This is a genomic window from Marinobacter sp., from assembly GCF_041690615.1.
GTDB lineage: Bacteria > Pseudomonadota > Gammaproteobacteria > Pseudomonadales > Oleiphilaceae > Marinobacter.
In genome coordinates this window covers 35657-57437 of record NZ_JAWLGY010000011.1, presented here as the reverse complement: position 1 = coordinate 57437, position 21781 = coordinate 35657, and the positions used below count along the sequence as shown (strand labels likewise).

Sequence of the window (21781 nt, the reverse complement as noted above, 5' to 3'; positions counted from 1 at the left end):
CGGCCATGGAAACAGTCCCCACCGGAAACCAGCGACACCTGCCCGGCGACCTCGCCGTGTGGTTCTTCATCTTCGCGGAACTGGCCGTGTTCGGCATCCTCTTCATCGGTTTCGGCGTCGCCCGCAGCCTGGACCCGGACACATTCGCCGCCGGCCGCGAGGCCCTGCACCCCTGGACAGGCCTGATCAACACCTTCGGCCTGATCACCGCAAGCTACCTGGTGGCGGTATCCGTACACCGCCTGCGCCACCGACAAACCCACGTCGCCCCGTTGCTGTGGGGGGCTATCGCCGCCTCGTCCATCTACACCTTCGGCAAGCTGTGGGAGTACGTGGAGTTATATGGCAGCGGCTATAACCTGGGGACGGATACCTTCTTCATGTTCTATTTCTTCCTCACCTTCTTCCACTTCATGCATGTGGTGCTGGGGCAGATCATTCTTGTTGTGCTGGCGGTCAAGGTGAAGAACGGCGACTACAACGGTGACGACATGAACGGCATGGAGTCCGGCGCCTCCTACTGGCACATGGTGGACCTGGTCTGGCTGGTGCTCTTTCCCATGCTCTACGTGCTGGCATAAGGAGGTCGGTTAATGGCAACCGTATACCTGGTCCTGCTGGCCTGCACCATGGCCCCGGTTATCGCCCTGCAACTGGGCGCTGACGCAACCGTCCTGGTCTGGATGGTCTTCACCCTGGTCCTCATCAAGGCCATCCTGTTGGTGGATCACTTTATGGAAATGAAACATGCCCCGCGGGGGTGGCGGCTGGCAGCCCAGGGCTGGGCTGTGGTTGTGGTTGCGGCTTTGGCGGGAGTTCGGTGGGTGCTGTAACTTCTGGTGCAGGGGACTGGTCGGGAAGGCTTTTCCAGAACACGCTCCTAAAGGCACGTCCGTGTGTCGCTTGGGTTCCGCCATCCCTGGCTCCGCACAGTTCTGGAAAAGCCTTCCCGACCAATCCCTACAAACTTCCTGCTCGCCTGAGGACAAACACCCAGCCGCGGCCTATACCCGAAGGTATCCTGGGAGGGACCGGGGCATGGTTTCCGAAACTGTGCGGAGCCAGGGACGGCGGAGCCCAAGCAACACATGGATGTGCCGGAAGGAGCGTGTTTCGGAAACCATGTCCCGGTCGCTCCCTCCCCCTAACTGTCAGGATCCAGGAAGGCGTCGCGGACTCAAACAAACCGCCGAGGAAAATAAGGCGGCTTATCCCCAATAGCCTGGGCCAGGGCAATCATCCCCCACAAAACAAAACTCGTATGCAGCACGATGGCCCACACAATCGCCCCGGTCCAGAAATTCCCGGTATTGCCAAAAGCCAGCCAGAACCCCGCCACACCACTGAAAATCAGCACCGCACCGAGAATCGACATATAAAAGGCCGCCCGGGCATGGGCCCGCCGCAGCGCCGGCATCTCCGCCGAACGCAGATACAGCCACACCAGCACCGCAAAGCCGATAACCGGCAACGCCAACAGATTCAGCAGATACCAGATAACCGGCACCACGGCCCCACTACCGGCTTTCGCCTGGCCTCCTGAATACGGCATACACCACCTCCATAAGCGCGCTGACGGTTGCTTCGTCGTCGGACAAAGGCTCAATCATGCCGGCACGGCACGCGTCGGTAACCGGCACACCCGCCTTGACCAGCCGGGCTGTGTGAATCAGCAGGCGGGTGGAAGCCGCCTCTTCCAGGTCATGGTCCTTCAGGTTCCGCACCGACTGGGCCAGGTTCACCAGTTGGCCAGCAAGCTCCCGGTCACAACCGGACTCCTCCATCACAATGGACTGCTCCGCTTCCGCCTCCGGGTAGTCAAAACTCAGGGACACGAAACGCTGCCGGGTACTGGGCTTCATACCCTTGAGCAGGCTCTGATAGCCAGGGTTGTAGGACACCACCAACATGAAGCCGGGGGCAGCTGTCAGTACCTCACCGGTGCGCTCAATGGGCAGCTCCCGGCGATCATCCGCCAGCGGATGCAGCACCACGGTCGTGTCCTTGCGGGCTTCTACCACCTCATCAAGGTAGCAGATACCCCCCTCCCGCACGGCCCGGGTCAGCGGGCCGTCCTGCCAGTAGGTACCTTCCGGGCCGATCAGGTGGCGCCCCACCAGGTCGGCGGCAGTAAGGTCATCATGGCAGGCCACCGTATACACCGGGCGCCCCAGCTGCTCCGCCATGTAGCGGACAAAGCGGGTCTTGCCGCAGCCAGTAGGCCCCTTGATCAGTACCGGCAAGCCGTTGTCGGCGGCCGCCTGGAAGAGTTCGATCTCGTTACCCACCGGTTGGTAGAAGGTCATTGGGAGAAATCTCCTGATAAACGAATTGATCAGCCAGTCAGGCCCCTGTATTCACAAGCCCAGGGTATGGGCCCGGCTGGTAAAGAAAATGCCGCTGGGCTTTTCCGCGTCCAGCTCCGCCACCGGCTCCAGGGTACGGGTGTTGTACACGGTGACCCGGTTGCTGTCCCGGGCAGACACCCATACTTCCTCGCCCCGGGGGGTGAACTCCATATGCAGCACCGCCTTGCCGGGTTCCAGGGTGCGGACAATCTCCCGGGTCCTGGAATCAATCACCTGTACCACATCGTTCTTCGGGTGGGCAAAGCTGACCCAGATCTGGCGGTTGTCCGGGCTGGCCATGACGAACACCGGCTGGCCCTGCACTGGAATCCGGTCCACCAGGGACCAGTCATTCATATCGGCCACCAGCACCTGGTGGTGGCCCACCGCCGGCACAAAGGCGCGGCCGTCGGCAATGGCCCAGCCTTCCAGGTGGGGCATCTTGTAGACCGGCAGCTGCTGCTCACCCTTGCCGTAGCCCGGCAGGATCTCGGTGACGCCGGCTTCTGGCTCCCACAAATCCAGCATGGAGAGGCCATCCTCACCAAACAGGCCGGCAATATAGAAGCGGCCATCCGGGGTGATCAGGGCGTCGTAAGGCGCCTTGCCGGCTTTGTGGCGTGTGACATTGGCCTCACCGTCAACCATATCCAGGGTCCAGATTTCGCCGGCGTCAAACAGGCTGAAAACGAATTGATTGCCCGGTGCATCCACAAGCCCAACGGTCTTTGACTCGGCGGTCTCGCCCTGTTCGTTGGTCCAGGTGGCCGGAATGTCGGCTACCAGTTCCAGGGTTTCACTGTCGAAAACCTTCACACCACCGGGCTCATAGTTGGAGACGGCAACATAACGGCCATCCTGGGAAATGGCACCGCCAATGCTGTTACCGGACTGGATCACCCGGTCCACAATGGAGCGGGTCAGCAGGTCCACCTTGGTCAGACCGCCATCCCGCCCGAAGACGAACCCATAGCGGGCATCACGGGAGTAGACCACCGAGGCGTGGGACAGGTCCCCCAGGCCCTCTATCCGGCCCAGCACCTTATGGCGGGTGGTATTGACCACCAGAACCGACCCGGAAGCCCGTTCGATAATCAGCCCCAGGTCCCCTGTGCCCATCAGTCCTGCCTGCCCGGAAGCGCCGGACCAGGACTGGCAGCCGGCCAGTGAAAGCAGGACCAGTAACGCAAGCGAAAGGCGAAAAGTCGAGGTTGTGCTGAAGCCCATGGCGAATCCTTCCTTCAGAGTAGTCATTCGGGCGTTATCAGACTGCCGGATTTGAGCTGCTCACTGATCCAGCGAATCTCCTCGGCGGACAGCAGCGCTTTCCAGGGGGGCATGGCAGTGCCGGGTACACCCTCCCGGATGATCGCTGCCACCGCCGCTTCCGGCAGGTGCTCCAGATCGCCCGGGCGCAGGGGAGGACCCAGACCACCCCTGAGCTTCAGGCCATGGCAGGAACCGCAGTCCTGGATGACCATATTGGCCAGTTCAGCCTTGCCCTTGGGACCTGCGTGATCCTCCCCGTGGGCAGGGGCCAGAAACACCCCGGTTAACGCGGCAACCACTACCCAGCCAAGCCGGTTTCTACCTGATGCTGATGTTTCCAAGTCCTGCTCCTCTCCGCCCGTCAATGGCATCCTGACAACCGGTTAAAGACACATCCTTGATCATGGTTAAAAGCCCTGCCCGATACCAGCACTCTTTGGGTATACCCACCTTTGGGTAGTGCGCACACAAACATGCCACCCCTGACATTGATCAATGTTTATACAGCGAAACAGGCGAAACCTAGAGGGACTCTTTAATCCAAGGAGAGAACCTGATGAGAGTAACCAACCCGTTTATCAAGCCACTGGCACTTGCGGTTGCCGTAGCGTCGTTTGGCGCCCTGGCAGCCGATGAGGCCACCAAGCACCCAGACGACCCGGCCTCGACAGCCTATGAGGGCACACCTAGCCCGATTGATCCGGGATCGGCCAAGGTGGTTCGCACGCCGGGTGCTCCCGACCTCACCGACGCCGAGTTCGAGCAGGCCAAGCAGATCTACTTCGAACGCTGTGCCGGGTGCCATGGCGTACTTCGTAAAGGCGCAACCGGCAAGCCCCTGACCCCGGACGTTACCCAGGAAAGAGGCATCGACTACCTCAAGGCCTTTATCAGCTATGGCTCGCCGGCGGGCATGCCGAACTGGCTGACCTCCGGTGACTTCACCGAAGAAGAAGTGGAGCTGATGGCCAAGTACGTCATGCACGAGCCACCCCAACCGCCGGAGTACGGGCTGGAAGAGATGAGGGCCACCTGGGAAGTGGTGATTCCTCCGGAGGACCGGCCCACCGAACAGATGAACGACCTGAACCTAGAAAACCTGTTCAGCGTGACCCTGCGTGATGCCGGCCAGGTCGCCCTGATTGACGGCGATACCCACGAAATCGCCCACATCATCAACACCGGCTACGCGGTGCATATCTCCCGTATGTCGGCCTCCGGGCGGTATGTGTTCGTTATCGGCCGGGATGCCCTGGTCAATATGATCGACCTGTGGATGGAAGAGCCCGATACCGTCGCCAAGATCAAGGTCGGCATGGAGGCCCGCTCGGTGGAAACCTCCAAATACAAGGGCTGGGAAGACAAGCTGGCCATCGCCGGCACCTACTGGCCACCCCAGTTTGTAATCATGGACGGCCAGACCCTGGAGCCGAAGAAGATTGTCGGCACCCGGGGCATGACCGTGGGCACCCAGGAATATCACCCGGAGCCACGGGTTGCAGCCATTGTCGCCTCCCACAAGCATCCTGAGTTCATCGTCAACGTGAAGGAAACCGGCAAGATCATGCTGGTGAACTATGAGGACCTGGACAACCTCTCCATCACAAACATCGATGCTTCCCGGTACCTGCATGATGGCGGCTGGGACGCCAGCATGCGTTACTTCATGACCGCCGCCAACAACTCCGACCAGATTGCCGTGGTGGACTCCCAGGACCGTAACCTGGAAGCCATTGTGGATGTGGGCAAGATCCCCCATCCCGGTCGCGGCGCCAACTTCGTGGACCCGGAACATGGCCCGGTCTGGGCAACCAGCCACCTGGGCGATCTCACTATCCAGATGATCGGCACCGACCCGGAAGGTCACCCGGACAAGGCCTGGAAGGTAGTGCGGACCCTGGACGGCCAGGGCGGCGGTTCGCTGTTCATCAAGACCCACCCGGAATCCAGCAACCTCTGGGTCGACACCGCGCTGAACCCGGCTGAAACCATCAGCCAGAGCGTTGCCGTGTTCGATATCAACGACCTGGAAGCCGGCTACGAAGTACTGCCCATCGCCGAGTGGGCGGACCTGGGTGAAGGCCCGAAGCGGGTCGTTCAGCCAGAGTACAACGTGAAGGGTGATGAAGTCTGGTTCTCGGTGTGGAACACCCAGGACAAGAAATCCGCCCTGGTGGTGGTGGACGACAAGACCCGTGAACTCAAGAAGGTGATCACCGATGAACGGCTGGTGACACCGACTGGCAAGTTCAACGTCTACAACACTCAGCACGACGTGTACTGACCAGTGCCGGCCCGGAGGAGATAACCCATGAAACTGGATGCCACTGACCGGCAACTGATCGACTTCTACCAGCGGGACCTTCCCGTGTGTGAGCGGCCCTTCCGGGACATTTCCCGGCAGCTGGGCATCACTGAGGACGAGGTCATCGGGCGCCTGCAATCACTCCAGGATCGCCAGGTGCTCAGCCGGGTCGGCCCCGTTTTCGAACACAGCCGGGCAGGCGCCAGCCTGCTGGCTGCGGTGGCGGCACCGGAACAGCAACTGGACCTGGTGGCCGCCCGCATCAACCGTGCCCCCGGGGTGAATCACAATTATGCCCGGGAGCACACCTACAACCTCTGGTTTGTCATGACCGCACCGGACGAAGCCGTCCTGGAAGACCGTCTGGATGAACTGGAACAACAGCTCAGGCTGCCGATGCTGCGCCTCCCCATGGTGGAGGGGTACCACATTGACCTGGGCTTCGATATCGACTGGGAGGCTCTGCCGTGATCCTGCCACCCTCACCGGAATACCTGGCCATCGCCCCCGAGACAACCGGCGGCGGTTCCGTCAGCGCCTGGGGATTGCTGCGACTGCGGCGGGAACTGGAAAAGGGGCTTCCGCTGACACCGCGGCCATACCAGACCCTGGCCGAGCGCTCGGGACTGACGGAAGGTGAAGTCATGGCTGCGGTCCGGCAGTGGCAGTCACAGGGCCTGATCAAGCGGCTGGGCCTTGTGGTGAAACACCGCACCCTGGGCTACACCGCCAACGCCATGGTGGTCTGGGACATATCCGATGATCAGGTACACGCCACCGGCCAGGCCATGGCCGCAATGCCATTTGTCACCCTGTGCTACCAACGCCCCCGGCGTGTCCCGGACTGGCCCTACAACCTGTTCTGCATGATTCATGGCACTGACCGGCCAGGGGTGTTGGCCCAGCTGGACAGTCTGATTGCTGACCAGGGCCTTGAGCAGACCCCCCATGCGGTTCTATTCAGCACCCGGGCGTACCGGCAACGGGGAGCCTGTTATGTCGGCCGTGACTGAGCGACAGGATGCCGGCGGCGCCACCCCCTTCACCGGGCCAGAGCGGGCGGTGATCAACCGCCTGCAGTCCGGCCTGCCATTGGTGCGTTATCCCTATGCTGCCATAGCGGAGGAGCTGGGCATCAGCGAGACCGAACTGCTCGCAACCCTGCGGAACCTCCTTGAGCGCAAGGTCCTGACCCGCTTCGGCCCCATGTTCCACGCCGGCGAAATGGGCGGCGGGCTGACCCTGGCTGCACTGAGAGTGCCGGATGCTGATTTTGACCGCGTTACCGAACTGGTGAACCGGTTCGATGAGGTGGCCCACAACTACCGCCGGGAACACGACCTGAACATGTGGTTTGTACTGGCGACGGAAACCCCCGAGGACATTCAAAGGGTCATCGCCGATATAGAGACCGCAACGGGTTACCCGGTCTACAACATGCCCAAGGAGGAGGAATTCCATGTCCACCTGTACTTCCCGGTCTGAGGCCAGCCCCCGGCTGGATGAGCAGGACCGGCAACTGGTTCTGGCCACTCAGGCCGGACTGCCCCTGGTCCCGGACCCCTGGAGCGCTCTGGGAGAACAACTGGGCCTGGACGCCGACGATGTGCTGATGCGCTTCCAGCGCATGCAGGAAAACGGCGTGATCCGGCGGGTGGCGGCGGTGCCGGACCACTACCAGCTTGGCTACCGGTTTAACGGCATGACCGTCTGGGACGTGCGCGACGATGCCATTTCAGACATGGGCCAGCGGGTAGGCGAGCTACCCTTTGTCAGCCACTGTTACCGGCGCCCACGGCACCTGCCGTACTGGAGCTACAACCTGTTTGCCATGGTGCACGGCACCAGTCGGGACGAAGTGGAAGCCAAGGCGGGGCAAATCCGCGAACTGCTGGGTGACACCTCGGCAGGAGACACCGTTCTGTACAGTTCCGCCATCCTGAAAAAGACTGGTTTACGTTTGCGAAAAGAGAAAGCTACCTCCTGAAGTACTCCATCAAAGGTATGGAGTCACACCGCCCCCGGGGCGATAGTGAACGGGCAAAGAGCCGGCAAAGGCCAACCCGGAGAGGCAGGAAAGCCACTCCCGATGAGAGAGAGAAACCATGTTCCGCATGACCCGTTACATCAAGAGCCTGATGACCCCCACCCCGGTACGCCCGGTGCCAAAGCCCCGCGCTCCCGTGGTGATCTGGAACCTGATCCGGCGCTGCAACCTGACCTGCAAACATTGCTACTCCATCTCCGCCGACATCGATTTCAAGGGTGAGCTGAGCACGGAAGAAGTCTATACCGTGATGGACGACCTGAAGGCCTACGGCGTACCGGTGCTAATCCTGTCGGGGGGCGAACCGCTGATGCGCCCGGATATCTTCGATATTTCCCATCGCGCCAAACAGATGGGCTTCTACGTGGGCCTGTCTACCAATGGCACCCTGATCACTGAGGAGAACATCGACAGGGTCGCCGCCGTCGGCTACGACTATGTGGGCATCAGCATCGACGGCCTGGAACAGACCCACGACACTTTCCGCCAGAAAAAGGGCGCCTTCCGCGAGTCCATGCACGCGGTCGCCTTGTGCAAGCAAGCGGGCATCAAGGTGGGGCTGCGCTTTACCCTCACCCAGGACAACTACCCCGAACTGCCGGCCATGCTGGAGATGCTCGACGAGCACAACATCGACAAGTTCTACCTTTCCCACCTGAACTATTCCGGCCGTGGCGGCCGCAATCGCAAGCGCGATGCCTGGTATGACATGACCCGGGACGCCATGAACCTGTTGTTCAACCACTGTCACGACGAACTCAAACGGGGCATTGAGCGGGAATACGTCACCGGCAACAACGATGCCGATGGCCCCTTCCTGATCGAATGGGCGAAAGAGCACTACCCGGACCAGGTGGACGCCCTTACCGAGCGGCTCACCAACTGGGGTGGCAATGCCTCCGGCGTCAATATTTCCAACATCGACAACCTCGGTGTGGTCCATCCGGACACCTTCTGGTGGGACCACGACCTGGGCAATGTCCGGCAGACCCCCTTCTCGAAAATCTGGTCCGAAACACAGGATCCGCTGATGCAGGGCTTCCGCCAGCACCCCAGGCCGGTCAAGGGGCGCTGCGCCGACTGTAGATTCCTGGCCATCTGCAACGGCAACACCCGGGTGCGGGCCTACAACGTAACAGGGGACTTCTGGGAAGAAGACCCCGGCTGCTACCTCACCAACGAGGAAATCGGTGTGGTGGACGACCTGCCTCGCCGCGTGGCCGCCCAGGCCATCGAAATCCCGGTCCACAACCTGTAAGGAACCACGCCATGAACAAGCGCCCACACAAGAAATGCCTGGTGGAATTCCAGATGGCGGAGCAGCCCTTGCGAGTGGGGGAAGTGGCCATTGTCGGTGCCGGCCCCGGCGACCCGGGTCTGCTGACCCTGCGGGCCCTGATGCTGATCCAGCAGGCGGACGCCATCGTCTACGACCGGCTGGTGTCCCCCGAGATCATGGAACTGGTCAACCCGAAGGCCGAGCTGATCCATGTGGGCAAGGCCAGCGGCTGCCACTACGTTCCCCAGGAGGAAACCAACGAACTGCTGGTGCAGCTGGCGGTCCGCCAGCGCCGGGTAGTACGCCTCAAGGGCGGCGACCCCTACGTTTTCGGCCGGGGTGGCGAAGAAGCCGAATTCCTGGTGGAGAACGACATCGACTTCCAGGTGGTTCCGGGCATTACCTCCGCAGCCGGTTGCGCATCTTACTGTGGCATTCCCCTGACCCACCGGGATTACGCCCAGAGCGTCACCTTCGTGACCGGGCACCGCAAGGCCGATCACTCACTGGAGCTGAACTGGCAGGTGCTGGCGGCCCCGAACCAGACCCGGGTGTTCTATATGGGCCTGCACAATGCCCCGACCATTGTCCGGGAGCTCACCGCCCATGGCTTATCCCGGCGCTGTCCGGTGGCCCTGGTGGAGCGCGGCACCACACCACAACAACATATGGCGGTTACCACCCTGGCAGAGCTTGAAGCCACCATCATCCGGGAAGGCTTCCAGCCCCCCACCCTGATTATCGTCGGGGAGGTGGTAAAACTGGCAGAGTCACTGGCCCAGCCTGCCCCCGGCGAACGGGCCAGCTTTCCCGCCCGGCACCCGGCCCTCTCCTCGGGAGGCCGGCCCGCATGATGCCAGGCAAGAAATCCCTGCTGATGCTGGCGACCAGCCTGTTACTGCCCGCAGCACTGTTCGCGGCCAGCGACACCGAAACCGAAGCCGTGTACCAGCAGCACTGCGCCAGCTGCCATGGCAGCGATCGCCTCGGGGGTATGGGCCCGGCCCTGCTACCGGAAAACCTCTCCCGCCTGAAGAAACCCCAGGCGGAGGAGGCCATCCGCCATGGCCGGCCCGCCACCCAGATGCCAGCCTTCGGCGATGTGCTCAGTGACGCTTCGGTTACCGCTCTGACTGACTATATTTACCAGCCGCCAGCCACGACACCCACCTGGACACAGGACGACATTGCTGACAGCCACTTGCTGCCCCACCCGGCCGGCACCCTGCCTGACAAGCCCGCCTACGAGGCGGACATGATGAACCTGTTCCTGGTGGTGGAGCTGGGTGATCACCATGTCACCCTGCTGGACGGCGATACCATGGAACCCATCCACCGGTTTGCCAGCCGCTACGCGCTGCACGGCGGCCCCAAATACAGCCCGGACGGCCGGTTTGTGTATTTCGGGTCCCGGGATGGCTGGATCACCAAGTACGACCTGTACAACCTGGAAGTCACCGCCGAGATCCGGGCGGGTATCAACATGCGGAATATTGCCGTATCCGCCGATGGCGCCTACGTCATGGCCGCCAATTACCTGCCCCAAACCCTGGTGCTGTTCGATGCCGAGGACCTTGAACTGATCGAGATTATCCCGGTGGAAAGCGGTGATGAGACGTCCCGGGTAAGCGCGGTCTATACGGCCCCACCCCGCAACAGTTTCATTGCGGCCCTGAAGGATATCCCCGAGGCCTGGGAAATCACCGTGGACAACGGGCAGGCCAGTGTCCGGCGAATGCGCACTGACACCTGGCTCGATGACTTCTTCTTTGACCCGGGTTACGACCACCTGATCGGCGCCGCCCGGGACGGCAAGCACGGCATGGTGATCAACCTGGACAGCGGCACCACCGTGGCGGACCTGCCCTTGCCCGGCATGCCTCACCTGGGTTCGGGAATAACCTGGGAATATGAAGGCAGGCGGGTGATGGCAACGCCCCATTTCCGCGCGGGTGCCGTCTCCATCATCGACATGGACAACTGGGAGGTGATCAAGACCCTGGAAACGGCTGGCCCGGGCTTTTTCATGCGCAGCCACGAGAACTCCCGCTATGCCTGGGTAGACGTGTTCTTCGGTCCCAACAGCGATAAGGTCCATGTGATTGACAAGCAGACCCTGGAGATCGTCAAGACCCTGCAGCCGGCCCCGGGCAAGGTGGCGGCCCATGTGGAGTTTGACCGCTACGGGGAGAAGCTGCTGTTAAGTATCTGGGACGAGGACGGCGCCGTGGTTGTCTATGACGCTGACACTCTGGAAGAAGAAAAACGCATTCCCATGAACAAACCGTCCGGCAAGTACAATGTGTGGAACAAGATCCGTTATGAGGAAGGTACCAGTCACTGACTTACGAGCAACCGAGCTCGGAGAGCAGCGCTTCAACCCGGCCGCCGACAGGCACTCCATGACAATCCCGCTACCTGCCTTAACATGCATTATGAATAGTGGAATAATACGGGGGTACTCACTCAGCCTCTGGTGCCCATCATGAGCGAAGGCTACGAAGATACTGCATACGATGCCCCGGCCTCGTCACCCTGCCTGCTGGACTCACTGCAGCCGGAGTTCCTGCAGCGGGCCGCGCCCCCGGCCTCGCTGGCGCTCACCAACAGCCTGAGCCGGGTATTCGGCATACGCCTGGACCACGAACAAAGCGAATCGCCGGACAACCACTTTCTGGGCAACCTGGCCCAGCTGTTCCAGCAACGTAAACTGGAGCCAGAAACTACCCTGGAAGCCCATGACGCCCCGTGGAGCCAGGTATACCTGATCCAGCATGGTGTGATGCGGCTGTACCGGGAGGCACCGTCCGGCCGTATCGCAGTACATCACTTTTTCTCCGAAGGTGACCTGGTATGGCCTGTTTTCGGCCGTACCCGTACCCGCCGCAATACCCTTTGCCTGACCACCGTCACCAACTGCTCCCTTTGGACCGCCAGCTTCCCTGCCTTCCGGGCCGCGGTTACCGCGAGGGGTGACGGTGCCTGGGCGCGATTCGCGCTGTCGCTGACCGAAGAACTGGCAGAGCTGACCAGCATGCGGGAATTCCGCAAGCAGACCATGCCGGCAAAGGAGCGCTATCAGCTGCTGCTGGACGAATACCCGGAACTGGTCCAGCGGGTACCGGACAACCAGCTCGCTGCCTGGCTGGGCGTGGTGCCAGCCACCTTCTCCCGCCTCAAGAACGCCAAAAACCGTTAGGGAGCCACACGAAGGCGATTGACGTTTTCTTAATCAATCAGCAACAAAGTCGCCGCAGCAGCTCAGCATGCACGGCAACCGTTTGATATGGCAGTGCCCAGGCTGCCAGGCCATGGTGGTAATCCGCCGCCACAGTGCTGCGGAGTACGCTGACAGGCGGCGCTCGAGGCTGCACGCTGAAGTCATTGTGATACGCTTGTCGAGAACAATTCCAAGTAACCTGAACACGGCCCCGGATGTGTCATGACCATAATCGAAGCCCGCGCCGACACCATCCACCATCGCATTGAGGAATGGCTCAACAGTGCCACCCACGGCATCGGAGCCATTCTCAGCGTGATCGGGACCATTGTGCTGGTGATGGCCGCCAGTCAGATGGGGGATGGCTGGAAGGTCGCCAGTTTCAGCATCTTCGGCGCCACCCTGATCCTGCTTTACCTCTCGTCCGCGTTCTACCATGGCAGCAGAAGCCCGAAGCTGAGGTCAGTCTTCAAGACACTGGATCACTGCGCCATCTTCCTGCTGATTGCCGGCACCTATACCCCGTTCCTGCTGGTCAATATGCGGGGTACCGTAGGCTGGACCTTCTTCTCCATCATCTGGTCCCTGGCCCTTACCGGCGTGGTGCTGAAAGTACTTTTCAGGCACCGGTTCCGTCTGGTTCGTGTCGGCATCTATCTGGTGATGGGCTGGCTCATTGTCTTTGCCTCGGCGGATCTGGTGAACAGCCTGAGTGAAACCGCCCTGTACCTCACCATTGCCGGCGGTGTGGTCTACACAATCGGGGTGGTGTTCTACCTGCTGGACCGCATTCCCTACATGCACGCCATCTGGCACCTGTTCGTCATCGGAGGCAGCGCCTGTCACTTCAGCGCCATCTATTTCGGCGTGCTGCCTCACATGGTCTAGTCTCCCATTCGGCTGGTTCGCTGACCTGGTGCCGGACGCCCATCAGAACGCCCAGACCATTGCCATCAGTACCCCCCAGGCCAGCACCGATGCGGCCATGACCGTGTAGGTGGCAGACATGGTTTCGATGTCGTTGTCACCCCGGTCGCACAGAAAACGGACACCCTGGTAAATCAGCGCACAGGACAGGAACAGGCCAACAAAGACCGCCACTACACTCACTGCCAGTACCGGCACCCAGAGGGCGAGTGACGACAGCCAGAGCGGCAGCGGTGCAACCGCCGCCAGCAGGTACGCGTCCTGGTAACTGATGGTCAGTTTCTGAGCCTCCAGCACCGCCCGGATCAGCCACCCCATCACAAAGAAGGTCAGCAGCTCCGCCAGGAAGAGGATGGTGGTTATCAGCCGCCATTCCTTGTCCCCGAATCCTGCCATGAATGCATCGCCATACTGGGTTCCGGCGTAATAGAGCATCACCGGAGGCAGGAAGGACATGGGCACAACCACGGCCCAGGCCAGTAAGGGGATTGAGAGGTTCAGCCGTTTCAGTTCACGCCATCCCTCGCCACTGGCAAACGGCAAGCGCACAAGGTTGCTGATATTCATGACCTGACCTCCTGTGTCCATCGGCCGTTGCCAGCCGATGTCTGACACAAATTATGATACATTTCATTTATTGTTTTAGGCGCCATCCCTATATCCGTCAAGGATCCGGAATGACTTCGGGCAAGAGTACTCTTCAGGCGTTCTGGCTGTTCTTCCCGGCGGCCGCCCTGCATGCGGCCCTGGCCGTACCCCTGTCTATCCTCGCGGTGACGTCCGGCAGCGGATGGCCCCCGGGGTTGTTGGCCGCCGGACACGGGCACGAGCTGATCTTCGGCTTTGCGCTGGCGCTGATCGCGGGCTACACACTCGGCCCCCAACCCCGCACCCGGCTCCTGGCCCTGCTGGCGCTCTGGCTGGCCGCCAGGGTCAGCTGGTCACTGGCGCCGGAAAGCTGGTATGCCGGGATTCTCAGCCCTGCCTTTGCACTGGCACTGGCCCGTTACGTGGTGCCCCGGTTCAGTGCCGCGAAAAAATGGCGTAATAAGACCGCGGCACCGCTGATCCTGACAATCTGCCTGCTGGCCCCCGGGTTCTGGCTTGCCAGCTCGCTGCCGTACCGCAGTGGGCCATTTGCACCCGACATCTATCAGCTGATGCAAACGGCCGTTCTGGGACTGCTTCTGCTGATGACGTTTATCGGTGGCCGGCTGATTGCGCCCGCCGTGGCGGGGACGCTGGACCGAAGGGGGATTCCGCTGACAGCCCGTGTGCAGCCCCGGGTCGAAGGCGCCCTGATTGTACTGCTGGCGTGCGCCATGGTTCTCAGTCTTCTCGCCATGCCGGGGTGGCTCACCGGACTGGTGCTGCTGATGGCGGCGGGCCTGATCCTGTTACGCACCGTTCGCTGGAAGCTCTGGCACTGTCCGGAGCGTCCCGACCTGCTGATACTGGCAGTGGGCTACAGCTGGCTCGCCGCCGGGAGCGGGATCACCGCCTGGCACCTGCTCGCGGGAAAGCCGGCAGCACCGGCCCTGCACCTGATTACCATCGGCGCTCTCGGCACCCTCTCCACCGGCGTCATGTTGCGACTGGCATGGCAGCGGGCTCACCGGCGCTTCCCGCCCGCCTGGCAGGCGGTGACGGTCGGCCTGCTGACCTCCGCCGCGGCCATCACCCGCTATTTCGCTGGTTCCGCCCCGTTTTCCGAGCCAGGCCTGCTCTGGTCCTCGGCGGCTCTCTGGAGCCTGGCCTATCTGGTCGTGGCCAGTCAGCTGATAATGTTGCGCCTGACCGGTACAAGTGCCCGGAAATGATTGGCTACCTCTATTGCCCCGCCCCTCTGACGCCTTACCCAGTTGGTGATACCACCTTCATAACCTTATGTTTTATAAAACCTTTTTTGACCCTTAAAATGACCTCGACGGACCTCGGAAAACCACTCTCGGTCGGCAAACTTTGTCCTTGCGAAATATCAAGAATGACTCCCCGCCCGCCTTTGCACAATGCACGGGAGAAACCCGAAAACCGCTGACAGGCGCCATCGGGCACGTTAACTGAGGGAGTCCTGACCTATGGCCAAAACCAACGCCGACATCGAACACTGGGATGTCGAAAACGAAGAATTCTGGGAGCAGAAAGGCAAGCGTATTGCCTCCCGCAACCTGTGGATTTCCATACCCAGCCTGCTGATGGGGTTTGCCATCTGGCTGATGTGGGGAATGATCACTACCCAGATGGGCAATCTGGGCTTTCCGTTCTCCACCGATCAGCTGTTTCAGCTGACGGCGGTGGCCGGCCTGGCGGGCGCCACCTTGCGTATACCGGCGTCGTTCATGATCAAGATCGCCGGTGGGCGAAATACCATCTTCCTAACCACGGCCCTGCTGATGATTCCGGCTTTCGGCACCGGTGTGGCGCTGATGAACCCGGAAACGCCATTTATCGTGTTCCAGGCACTGGCACTGCTCTCTGGCATCGGTGGTGGTAACTTTGCCTGCTCCATGAGCAACATCAGCTCCTTCTACCCCAAGAGCAAGCAGGGCTACGGCCTTGGCATGAACGCCGGTCTGGGCAATTTTGGCGTCACCACCATGCAGATCCTGATTCCCCTGGTGATGACAGTGGGCATCTTCGGCGCCCTCGCAGGCGACCCGATGGAGCTTCAGAAATCCAGCGGCACACTGATCGGTCGTATTGAAGCCGGCACAGACACCTGGATCCAGAACGCCGGCTTTGTGTGGCTGCTGTTCCTGATCCCCCTGGCCTTCGCCGGCTGGTTCGGTATGAACAACCTGAAAGCGGTCACCCCTAACCCGGGCCACCCGCTGTCTGCCTTTGGCAAGATCCTGGGTCTGTACGGGGTCGGCCTGCTGGCCTCTGCGGCCGGCATCTGGGCGCTGAGCGTCATGAGCATGTGGCTGGCGCTGCCACTCACCATCGTTCTGACCCTCGGCCTGTTACGGATGATTCCGGGTGACATCAAGCCCAACATCAAGAACCAGTTTGCCATCTTCAGCAACAAGCACACCTGGTCAATGACCGTGCTTTACATTCTGACCTTTGGCTCATTCATCGGCTTTTCCGCAGCGCTGCCCCTGTCCATCACGGTTATCTTCGGCAACATGATGGAAGTGGCTGCAGACGGCACCGTTACCCGGGTCAGCAATCCAGACGCCCCCAGCGCCCTGACCTGGGCCTGGATGGGGCCCTTCGTGGGCGCCCTGATCCGACCGGTCGGCGGCTGGATCTCCGACAAGGTGGGCGGCTCTATTGTCACCCAGGTCATCTCTGCGGTGATGGTTGTGGCGTCCGTGGCAACCGGTTACGTGATGATGCTGGCCTATAACTCCACTGATCCGAACAGTTACTTTGCGCTGTTCCTGATCCTGTTCATTGTGCTGTTCGCGGCCTCCGGCATCGGCAACGGCTCCACCTTCCGCAGCATCGGGTTTATCTTCAACCAGCAGCAGAAAGGCCCGGTTCTTGGCTGGACCTCGGCCGTTGCCGCCTATGGCGCCTTTATTGCCCCCATTGTGATGGGTCAGCAGATCAAGGCAGGCACCCCGGAACTGGCCATGTATGGCTTCGCCGTCTTCTACGCGATCTGCCTGGTAGTGAACTGGTGGTTCTATCTGCGCAAGAACGCCTACATCAAGAACCCCTGATACCGTCCTTTGATCTGCAACACTTGCCGGCCCTCCGTGGCCGGCTTTTTTATGGCTGGCACCCCAGCACTTCCCGAATTTTCTCAAGCCTTGCAGGGGATTCCCCGGCACTTGCCTGCAGTGCCAGCTCCCTGACCGACTCACCCTGCTTGTTGGTGAGCGCGGTATCCGCACCCGCCGACAACAGCAGCCTGACCATATCCGGGTTCCGGTTACGTACACCCCACATCAACGCCGTCTGGCCACTCTCGGTTTCCTGAACATCGAGATCTGCGCCCCGTTCCACCAGGATACGGGCCGTCTCCAGGCGGTTGTTGACGGCGGCTCCCATCAGGGCGGTATAGCCAGACTTCTCCCGGTGATTGATATCCGCACCCTCATCCAGCAGCCTGACCAGAATCTCGCTGTGTCCGCCTGACGCTGCCCGCATCATGGCCGTCCACTGACAATCGTCGCCGGCATCAACCCGGACGTTCTGTTCCAGCAGGTATTCCACCCGCTCAAGGTCTCCCTCTTCGGCAGCAACAATCAGTGGGGTGCGCCCCCGGAGATCCCGCTGCTCAAAGTCTTCCCCTTCCTGGAGGAAAAACCACAGCCCCGCCAGTACCAGTACTGCCACCACACCACCCAGGACACCTGACCAACGGTCTAACCAGGCCATGACCACCCCCATCCGGTTGTTACCACCAGACACCAGCTTACCAGAGAGACAAAAAAACCCGCCCGGATCTCTCCGGGCGGGTCGCTGGCCTCTTGGGGCTCAGGCAGTGGCATTCGCCTGGCGGCGGCGCTCTTCCTCTTCAATCTGGAGGTCCACCGAGGACACATGGTACTCGTCAGAGAAACCACTCTCCGGCTCTTTCAGCCACATGATACAAAGCAGCCAGCTCACAAAGGCACCGCCGGCAATGATGTAGAAGAATTGGGTCGGAGTGACGAAAGTGAAGATTGTCAGGTACACCACGGCACCCACGTTACCGTACGCACCTGCCATGCCAGAGATCTGACCGGTCAGACGACGCTTGATTGAGGGAATGATGCCGAAGGTGGCCCCTTCCGCGCCCTGCACAAAGAATGAGGTAAACACGGTGATTGCCACGGCAATGATCAGCGGCCAGTTGGAGTTCAGCAGGCCCATCAGCGCGAAGCCTACGGAGATACCAAACATGTAGCTGAGCATCACGAAACGACGGTTGCCCATGCGATCAGACACCAGCCCCCCCATGGGGCGGGCCACCAGGTTCACGAAGGCAAATGAGGCCGCGATCATACCCGCTGCGGTGGCACTGAGGCTCCAGGTCTCCTCGAAAAACATGGGCAGCATGGAGACTACGGCCAGCTCTGCGCCAAAGTTGGCGAAGTAGGTGCTGTTCAGGGCTGCCACGCTGTTGAACGGATATTTGTCATCCTCGGGCACACCCTTTTTCAGGATCGGAATGTTGACCCGCAGAATCTGGATAACCTGGTAGATAACGATAGCCACAATCACGGCGTAACACACGATGGCCCAGGTGACGCTCAGGTACCCCATGTTCTGGATACGCCACACCAAAATGCCCAGTACGCCCACCAGCGGAATGGTCCACAGGATCAGCTTGATCATGTCGCCCCAGCTGCTGACTTCCAGCGCAACGGCCTTGCGGGGTTTACGGTGCACCGTGCCCACGGGGCCATCCGTGATGGCGAACCAGTAGTAGACACCGTAGCCGGCCATCACAATGGCACTCTGGGCAATGGCCCAGCGCCAGCCGTCCTCGCCACCGTACATATGCAGCGCAATGGTAGGCAGGGAAAGCGCCGCCGCGGCCGAGCCGAAGTTACCCCAGCCAGCGTAGAAGCCCTCGGCAAAGCCGATGTCCTTGGGTTTGAACCACATGGCGGTCATGTGGATGCCCACCACGAAGCTGGCACCGATAGAGCTCAGTACCAGGCGGCTTACCAGCAGCTGGGTCATGGTGTTACCGAAGGCAAACACCAGGGCGGGAATGGACATGAGTACCATCAGCACCGAGAACACCCGGCGCGGACCGAACCGGTCAAGAGCCATGCCCACCACGATGCGGGCGGGGATGGTCAGGGCCACGTTACAGATGGCGAACAGGCGCAGGTCATCCTTTGTCAGCCAGTCCACACTCTTGAGCATGCTCGACGCCAGCGGCGCCATGTTGAACCAGACATAGAAGGTTATAAAGAATGCAATCCAGGTCAGGTGCAGGGCCCTGACCTCCGGATTGCGGACGCGGAACACGTCAGCGACTTTCATGGCAGCCTCCTTGGGCTAGCAATTCGGACAAGCGGCCGCAATCAGCGGCTGGGAAGAATAAGAAGCGGGCACTGAACACGGCGGGCGAGAAACGAGCTCACGCTGCCGAAAGTCATGTAATCCAGCTCATCAACGAAGTAGGTCAGGGAGCGGGCAATAAACCCGCCGTCCGGTTCATGGCTGTGACGTGCGATCACCAGCATGTCCGGCTGGAATTTCTTCTCGGTGGCGTACAACAGCATCTTGCGGGGGTCACCCTCCAGCATCAGGGTCTCGCAGGTCACCTCTTCGTTCTCACAGACCGCAATCGCCTCTTTCAGATGCTGTTTGAGTTCATCCACTTCCTGCTGGAACAGGTCTTCGTTGCCTGAGGTAATGTCCCGGGGGTTTTCCGCTACGGCCACCAGGATGAGGTGAGGCCTGAGCTCCCGGAACATGGTGATGGTCTGGGCAAGGGCCAGCCGGGCATTCCTCGAGCCATCGTAGGCGAGCATGATTTTCATGGGTTTCTCCTGATGAGAGCATCAACCGCCTCACAGGCGGCCTATTGATATCGATCAGCATTACCCCACATCCCGGCCACCCTGTTACTTGATCTATATCAACGCCTTCCCCGCGTACCCCACCAGAGAAATCAGGCACCTACCACCTCCCGTCCAGAGGGCGCGGTTTCCCTACCCACACACATCCAACAGGGGGTACCTCCAATGCCCCGCCAGCCAAAACCCTGTCTTTGGTATGGTTAAAGCGTCTGCAATGCAGGAATGGAGCACAGCCATGACGACCAGTCCCACCAGGCCACAACAGTACCGGGCGCTGGGGTTATCCACCTTTTCCTTCACCCTGTGCTTCGCGGTATGGACCATCTTTTCCATCATCGGCATCCGTATTGCCGAAGACCTGGCCCTGTCGGACACCCAGCTTGGTCTGCTGATGGCGACGCCTATCCTGACCGGCTCCATCAGCCGGCTCTTTCTCGGCATCTGGACCGACCGCTACGGCGGACGCTGGGTGTTCGGCATTCTGATGATCACCACCGCCCTGTGCGTATACCTGCTGACCTTTGCAACCACCTACCCCATGCTGCTGGTGGGCGCCCTGGGTGTGGGGCTGGCGGGGGGCTCGTTCATCGTCGGAGTGGCCTATACAGCCGCCTGGTTCGAGCCGGAACGTCAGGGCACGGCCCTGGGCATCTTCGGCGCGGGTAACGTGGGCTCGGCGGTCACCAACTTCGGTGCGCCCTTTCTGCTGGTGGCCTTCGGGTGGGAGCAGACCGCCCAGATCTATGCCACGGTGCTCGCCGTCATGGGCGTGGTCTTCCTGCTAACCGCCAGGGAAGACCCGCTGGCCAGTGAGCGCAGGGGCGAAAAAGCCAAATCCTTCCTGGAGCAGTTGGAACCCCTGAAAGAACTGCGGGTGTGGCGCTTTGCGCTCTATTACTTCTTTGTGTTTGGCGCCTTCGTGGCGCTCGCCCTCTGGCTGCCCCACTACCTGATTGGCGTCTACGGTCTGAACATCCAGACAGCGGGCATGATCGCCGCCCTGTATACCGTTCCTGCCTCCCTGTTCCGGATTCTCGGTGGCTGGATGTCGGACCGCTTTGGTGCCCGGCGGGTGATGTACTGGACATTTATCGCGTCAGTGATCTGCACGTTCCTGCTCAGTTATCCGCCCACCGAGTACATCATTCACGGTATCGACGGCGACATCCGCTTCACACTGGATATGACCCTGCCCATGTTTATCGTGCTGATCTTCACCCTTGGCTTTTTCATGTCCCTGGGCAAGGCCGCCGTGTACAAGCACATCCCTGTGTACTACCCGCTCCATGTGGGAGCCGTGGGTGGTGTGGTGGGCATGATCGGTGGGCTTGGCGGGTTTATTCTGCCGCTCACCTTCGGGGCCCTCAACGACCTGACCGGCATCTGGCAAAGCAGCTTCATGCTCATGTTTGTCATCGTGGCCGCCGCCCTCGCCTGGATGCACTACGCCATACGTACCGCTGAACGTGAGGAATGGGCCTCCAACCGGGAGCAGACCGACCTGCCGGAGCTGGCCACCCCGCACCTGTTCTACCCGCTGAACCGGACCCATCAACATAACGGCATACCCCGGCCGCCAGAGCGGGACTGAGGCAGGGGGGGGCGATTCCGCCCCCCCCCTGGCCAAACCCATTTTCTTCCGGCAGACCTATACCCCACCGGGTACTGGCATTAGAATCCCCGCGTCCTGTCCATCCGGAGCTGTTGTTATGTCTGCCGATCTGAGCCCCATGCCCGGGTTGCACCAGTTGCGCCGTATTGAATCGAGCAAGATTTTCCAGGGTGCGGTGATCACCATCATCATCCTGTCCGCCCTGACCATCGGCGCCAAGACCTACGACCTGCCGCCGCTGGTGGAGAACAGCCTGACGGTAATGGACAATGCCATCACCGTATTCTTCCTGATCGAG

Annotated in this window: 23 protein-coding genes and 1 pseudogene; 16 read left to right on the top strand and 8 right to left on the bottom strand. The window is 60.9% G+C overall.

Annotated elements, in window-relative coordinates:
- Positions 1 to 5: 5 nt before the first annotated feature.
- Positions 6 to 581 (top strand): cytochrome c oxidase subunit 3, encoded by a 576-nt coding sequence (locus ACESMZ_RS09615; RefSeq protein WP_372956544.1) that lies wholly within the window; start codon positions 6 to 8, stop codon positions 579 to 581.
- A gap of 12 nt (positions 582 to 593) precedes the next feature.
- The gene (locus tag ACESMZ_RS09610) at positions 594 to 833 is read left to right on the top strand and encodes a cytochrome C oxidase subunit IV family protein (protein WP_372956543.1); all 240 of its coding nucleotides are present in this window, start codon (positions 594 to 596) and stop codon (positions 831 to 833) included.
- A gap of 344 nt (positions 834 to 1177) precedes the next feature.
- Here ACESMZ_RS09610 and ACESMZ_RS09605 read toward each other — a convergent pair whose 3' ends face one another.
- From ACESMZ_RS09605 to ACESMZ_RS09590, 4 genes are read right to left on the bottom strand one after another with little or no spacing between them, the layout of a single operon-like run.
- Positions 1178 to 1510, bottom strand: a complete 333-nt coding sequence (locus ACESMZ_RS09605; protein ID WP_372956542.1) for a hypothetical protein — start codon at positions 1508 to 1510, stop codon at positions 1178 to 1180.
- Positions 1511 to 1517: 7 nt separating this feature from the next.
- Positions 1518 to 2306, bottom strand: coding sequence for a CbbQ/NirQ/NorQ/GpvN family protein (locus tag ACESMZ_RS09600; protein WP_372956541.1), 789 nt, complete (start codon positions 2304 to 2306; stop codon positions 1518 to 1520).
- 51 nt (positions 2307 to 2357) lie between these two features.
- Positions 2358 to 3575 (bottom strand): cytochrome D1 domain-containing protein, encoded by a 1218-nt coding sequence (locus tag ACESMZ_RS09595; RefSeq protein WP_372956620.1) that lies wholly within the window; start codon positions 3573 to 3575, stop codon positions 2358 to 2360.
- A 23-nt stretch (positions 3576 to 3598) separates the two neighbouring features.
- A complete protein-coding gene (locus tag ACESMZ_RS09590) occupies positions 3599 to 3958 on the bottom strand; it encodes a c-type cytochrome (RefSeq protein ID WP_372956540.1) in 360 nt (119 codons plus the stop codon).
- 215 nt (positions 3959 to 4173) lie between these two features.
- Between ACESMZ_RS09590 and ACESMZ_RS09585 the strand changes: the two genes are divergently transcribed.
- The 10 genes from ACESMZ_RS09585 (at position 4174) to trhA (ending at position 13356) form a co-directional block, all read left to right on the top strand.
- Positions 4174 to 5901, top strand: a complete 1728-nt coding sequence (locus ACESMZ_RS09585) for a cytochrome D1 domain-containing protein (RefSeq protein ID WP_372972525.1) — start codon at positions 4174 to 4176, stop codon at positions 5899 to 5901.
- 27 nt (positions 5902 to 5928) lie between these two features.
- Complete coding sequence (locus ACESMZ_RS09580) at positions 5929 to 6393, top strand: AsnC family transcriptional regulator (RefSeq protein WP_372956538.1); 465 nt, start codon at positions 5929 to 5931, stop codon at positions 6391 to 6393.
- 29 nt (positions 6394 to 6422) lie between these two features.
- Positions 6423 to 6935: an AsnC family protein gene (locus tag ACESMZ_RS09575; protein ID WP_372956619.1), complete on the top strand. Its 513-nt coding sequence runs from the start codon at positions 6423 to 6425 to the stop codon at positions 6933 to 6935.
- Positions 6919 to 7407, top strand: a complete 489-nt coding sequence (locus tag ACESMZ_RS09570; RefSeq protein ID WP_372956537.1) for an Lrp/AsnC family transcriptional regulator — start codon at positions 6919 to 6921, stop codon at positions 7405 to 7407. Before ACESMZ_RS09575 ends, ACESMZ_RS09570 begins: the two co-directional genes overlap by 17 nt.
- Positions 7382 to 7909, top strand: a complete 528-nt coding sequence (locus tag ACESMZ_RS09565) for an Lrp/AsnC family transcriptional regulator (protein ID WP_372956536.1) — start codon at positions 7382 to 7384, stop codon at positions 7907 to 7909. The genes ACESMZ_RS09570 and ACESMZ_RS09565 overlap by 26 nt, the downstream gene beginning before the upstream one ends.
- Before the next feature lie 118 nt (positions 7910 to 8027).
- Complete coding sequence (gene nirJ, locus ACESMZ_RS09560; protein WP_372956535.1) at positions 8028 to 9227, top strand: heme d1 biosynthesis radical SAM protein NirJ; 1200 nt, start codon at positions 8028 to 8030, stop codon at positions 9225 to 9227.
- Between the two features lie 11 nt (positions 9228 to 9238).
- Positions 9239 to 10102: a uroporphyrinogen-III C-methyltransferase gene (cobA, locus tag ACESMZ_RS09555; RefSeq protein WP_372972524.1), complete on the top strand. Its 864-nt coding sequence runs from the start codon at positions 9239 to 9241 to the stop codon at positions 10100 to 10102.
- Positions 10102 to 11592 (top strand): cytochrome D1 domain-containing protein, encoded by a 1491-nt coding sequence (locus tag ACESMZ_RS09550; protein ID WP_372956618.1) that lies wholly within the window; start codon positions 10102 to 10104, stop codon positions 11590 to 11592. The genes cobA and ACESMZ_RS09550 overlap by 1 nt, the downstream gene beginning before the upstream one ends.
- 141 nt (positions 11593 to 11733) lie before the next feature.
- Positions 11734 to 12447 carry a Crp/Fnr family transcriptional regulator gene (locus ACESMZ_RS09545; protein ID WP_372956533.1) on the top strand — a complete coding sequence of 238 codons (714 nt, stop codon included), beginning with the start codon at positions 11734 to 11736 and terminating at the stop codon, positions 12445 to 12447.
- Positions 12448 to 12690: 243 nt separating this feature from the next.
- Positions 12691 to 13356, top strand: a complete 666-nt coding sequence (trhA, locus tag ACESMZ_RS09540) for a PAQR family membrane homeostasis protein TrhA (protein ID WP_372956532.1) — start codon at positions 12691 to 12693, stop codon at positions 13354 to 13356.
- A gap of 42 nt (positions 13357 to 13398) precedes the next feature.
- Here the strand turns inward: trhA and ACESMZ_RS09535 are convergent, their stop codons facing one another.
- Positions 13399 to 13962: a Yip1 family protein gene (locus tag ACESMZ_RS09535; RefSeq protein WP_372956531.1), complete on the bottom strand. Its 564-nt coding sequence runs from the start codon at positions 13960 to 13962 to the stop codon at positions 13399 to 13401.
- A gap of 110 nt (positions 13963 to 14072) precedes the next feature.
- On the opposite strand from ACESMZ_RS09535, the gene ACESMZ_RS09530 reads away from it, so the two are divergent.
- Together ACESMZ_RS09530 and ACESMZ_RS09525 are read left to right on the top strand one after the other, a co-directional pair.
- Positions 14073 to 15215 carry an NnrS family protein gene (locus tag ACESMZ_RS09530; protein WP_372956530.1) on the top strand — a complete coding sequence of 381 codons (1143 nt, stop codon included), beginning with the start codon at positions 14073 to 14075 and terminating at the stop codon, positions 15213 to 15215.
- A gap of 258 nt (positions 15216 to 15473) precedes the next feature.
- Positions 15474 to 17066 (top strand): antiporter, encoded by a 1593-nt coding sequence (locus ACESMZ_RS09525; protein ID WP_372972523.1) that lies wholly within the window; start codon positions 15474 to 15476, stop codon positions 17064 to 17066.
- A gap of 49 nt (positions 17067 to 17115) precedes the next feature.
- Here ACESMZ_RS09525 and ACESMZ_RS09520 read toward each other — a convergent pair whose 3' ends face one another.
- The 3 genes from ACESMZ_RS09520 to ACESMZ_RS09510 form a co-directional block, all read right to left on the bottom strand.
- Entirely contained in the window at positions 17116 to 17727 is a 612-nt protein-coding gene (locus ACESMZ_RS09520; RefSeq protein WP_372972522.1) for an ankyrin repeat domain-containing protein, read from the bottom strand.
- A gap of 99 nt (positions 17728 to 17826) precedes the next feature.
- Entirely contained in the window at positions 17827 to 19329 is a 1503-nt protein-coding gene (locus tag ACESMZ_RS09515) for an MFS transporter (protein ID WP_372956527.1), read from the bottom strand.
- 41 nt (positions 19330 to 19370) lie between these two features.
- Positions 19371 to 19832 carry a universal stress protein gene (locus ACESMZ_RS09510; protein ID WP_372956526.1) on the bottom strand — a complete coding sequence of 154 codons (462 nt, stop codon included), beginning with the start codon at positions 19830 to 19832 and terminating at the stop codon, positions 19371 to 19373.
- A gap of 274 nt (positions 19833 to 20106) precedes the next feature.
- Here ACESMZ_RS09510 and ACESMZ_RS09505 point away from each other — a divergent pair, with 274 nt between their 5' ends.
- Both ACESMZ_RS09505 and ACESMZ_RS09500 read left to right on the top strand, forming a co-directional pair.
- Complete coding sequence (locus ACESMZ_RS09505) at positions 20107 to 21462, top strand: MFS transporter (RefSeq protein ID WP_372972521.1); 1356 nt, start codon at positions 20107 to 20109, stop codon at positions 21460 to 21462.
- A 118-nt stretch (positions 21463 to 21580) separates the two neighbouring features.
- Positions 21581 to 21781 (top strand): annotated as a pseudogene (locus ACESMZ_RS09500) (ion transporter); the annotation flags it as partial.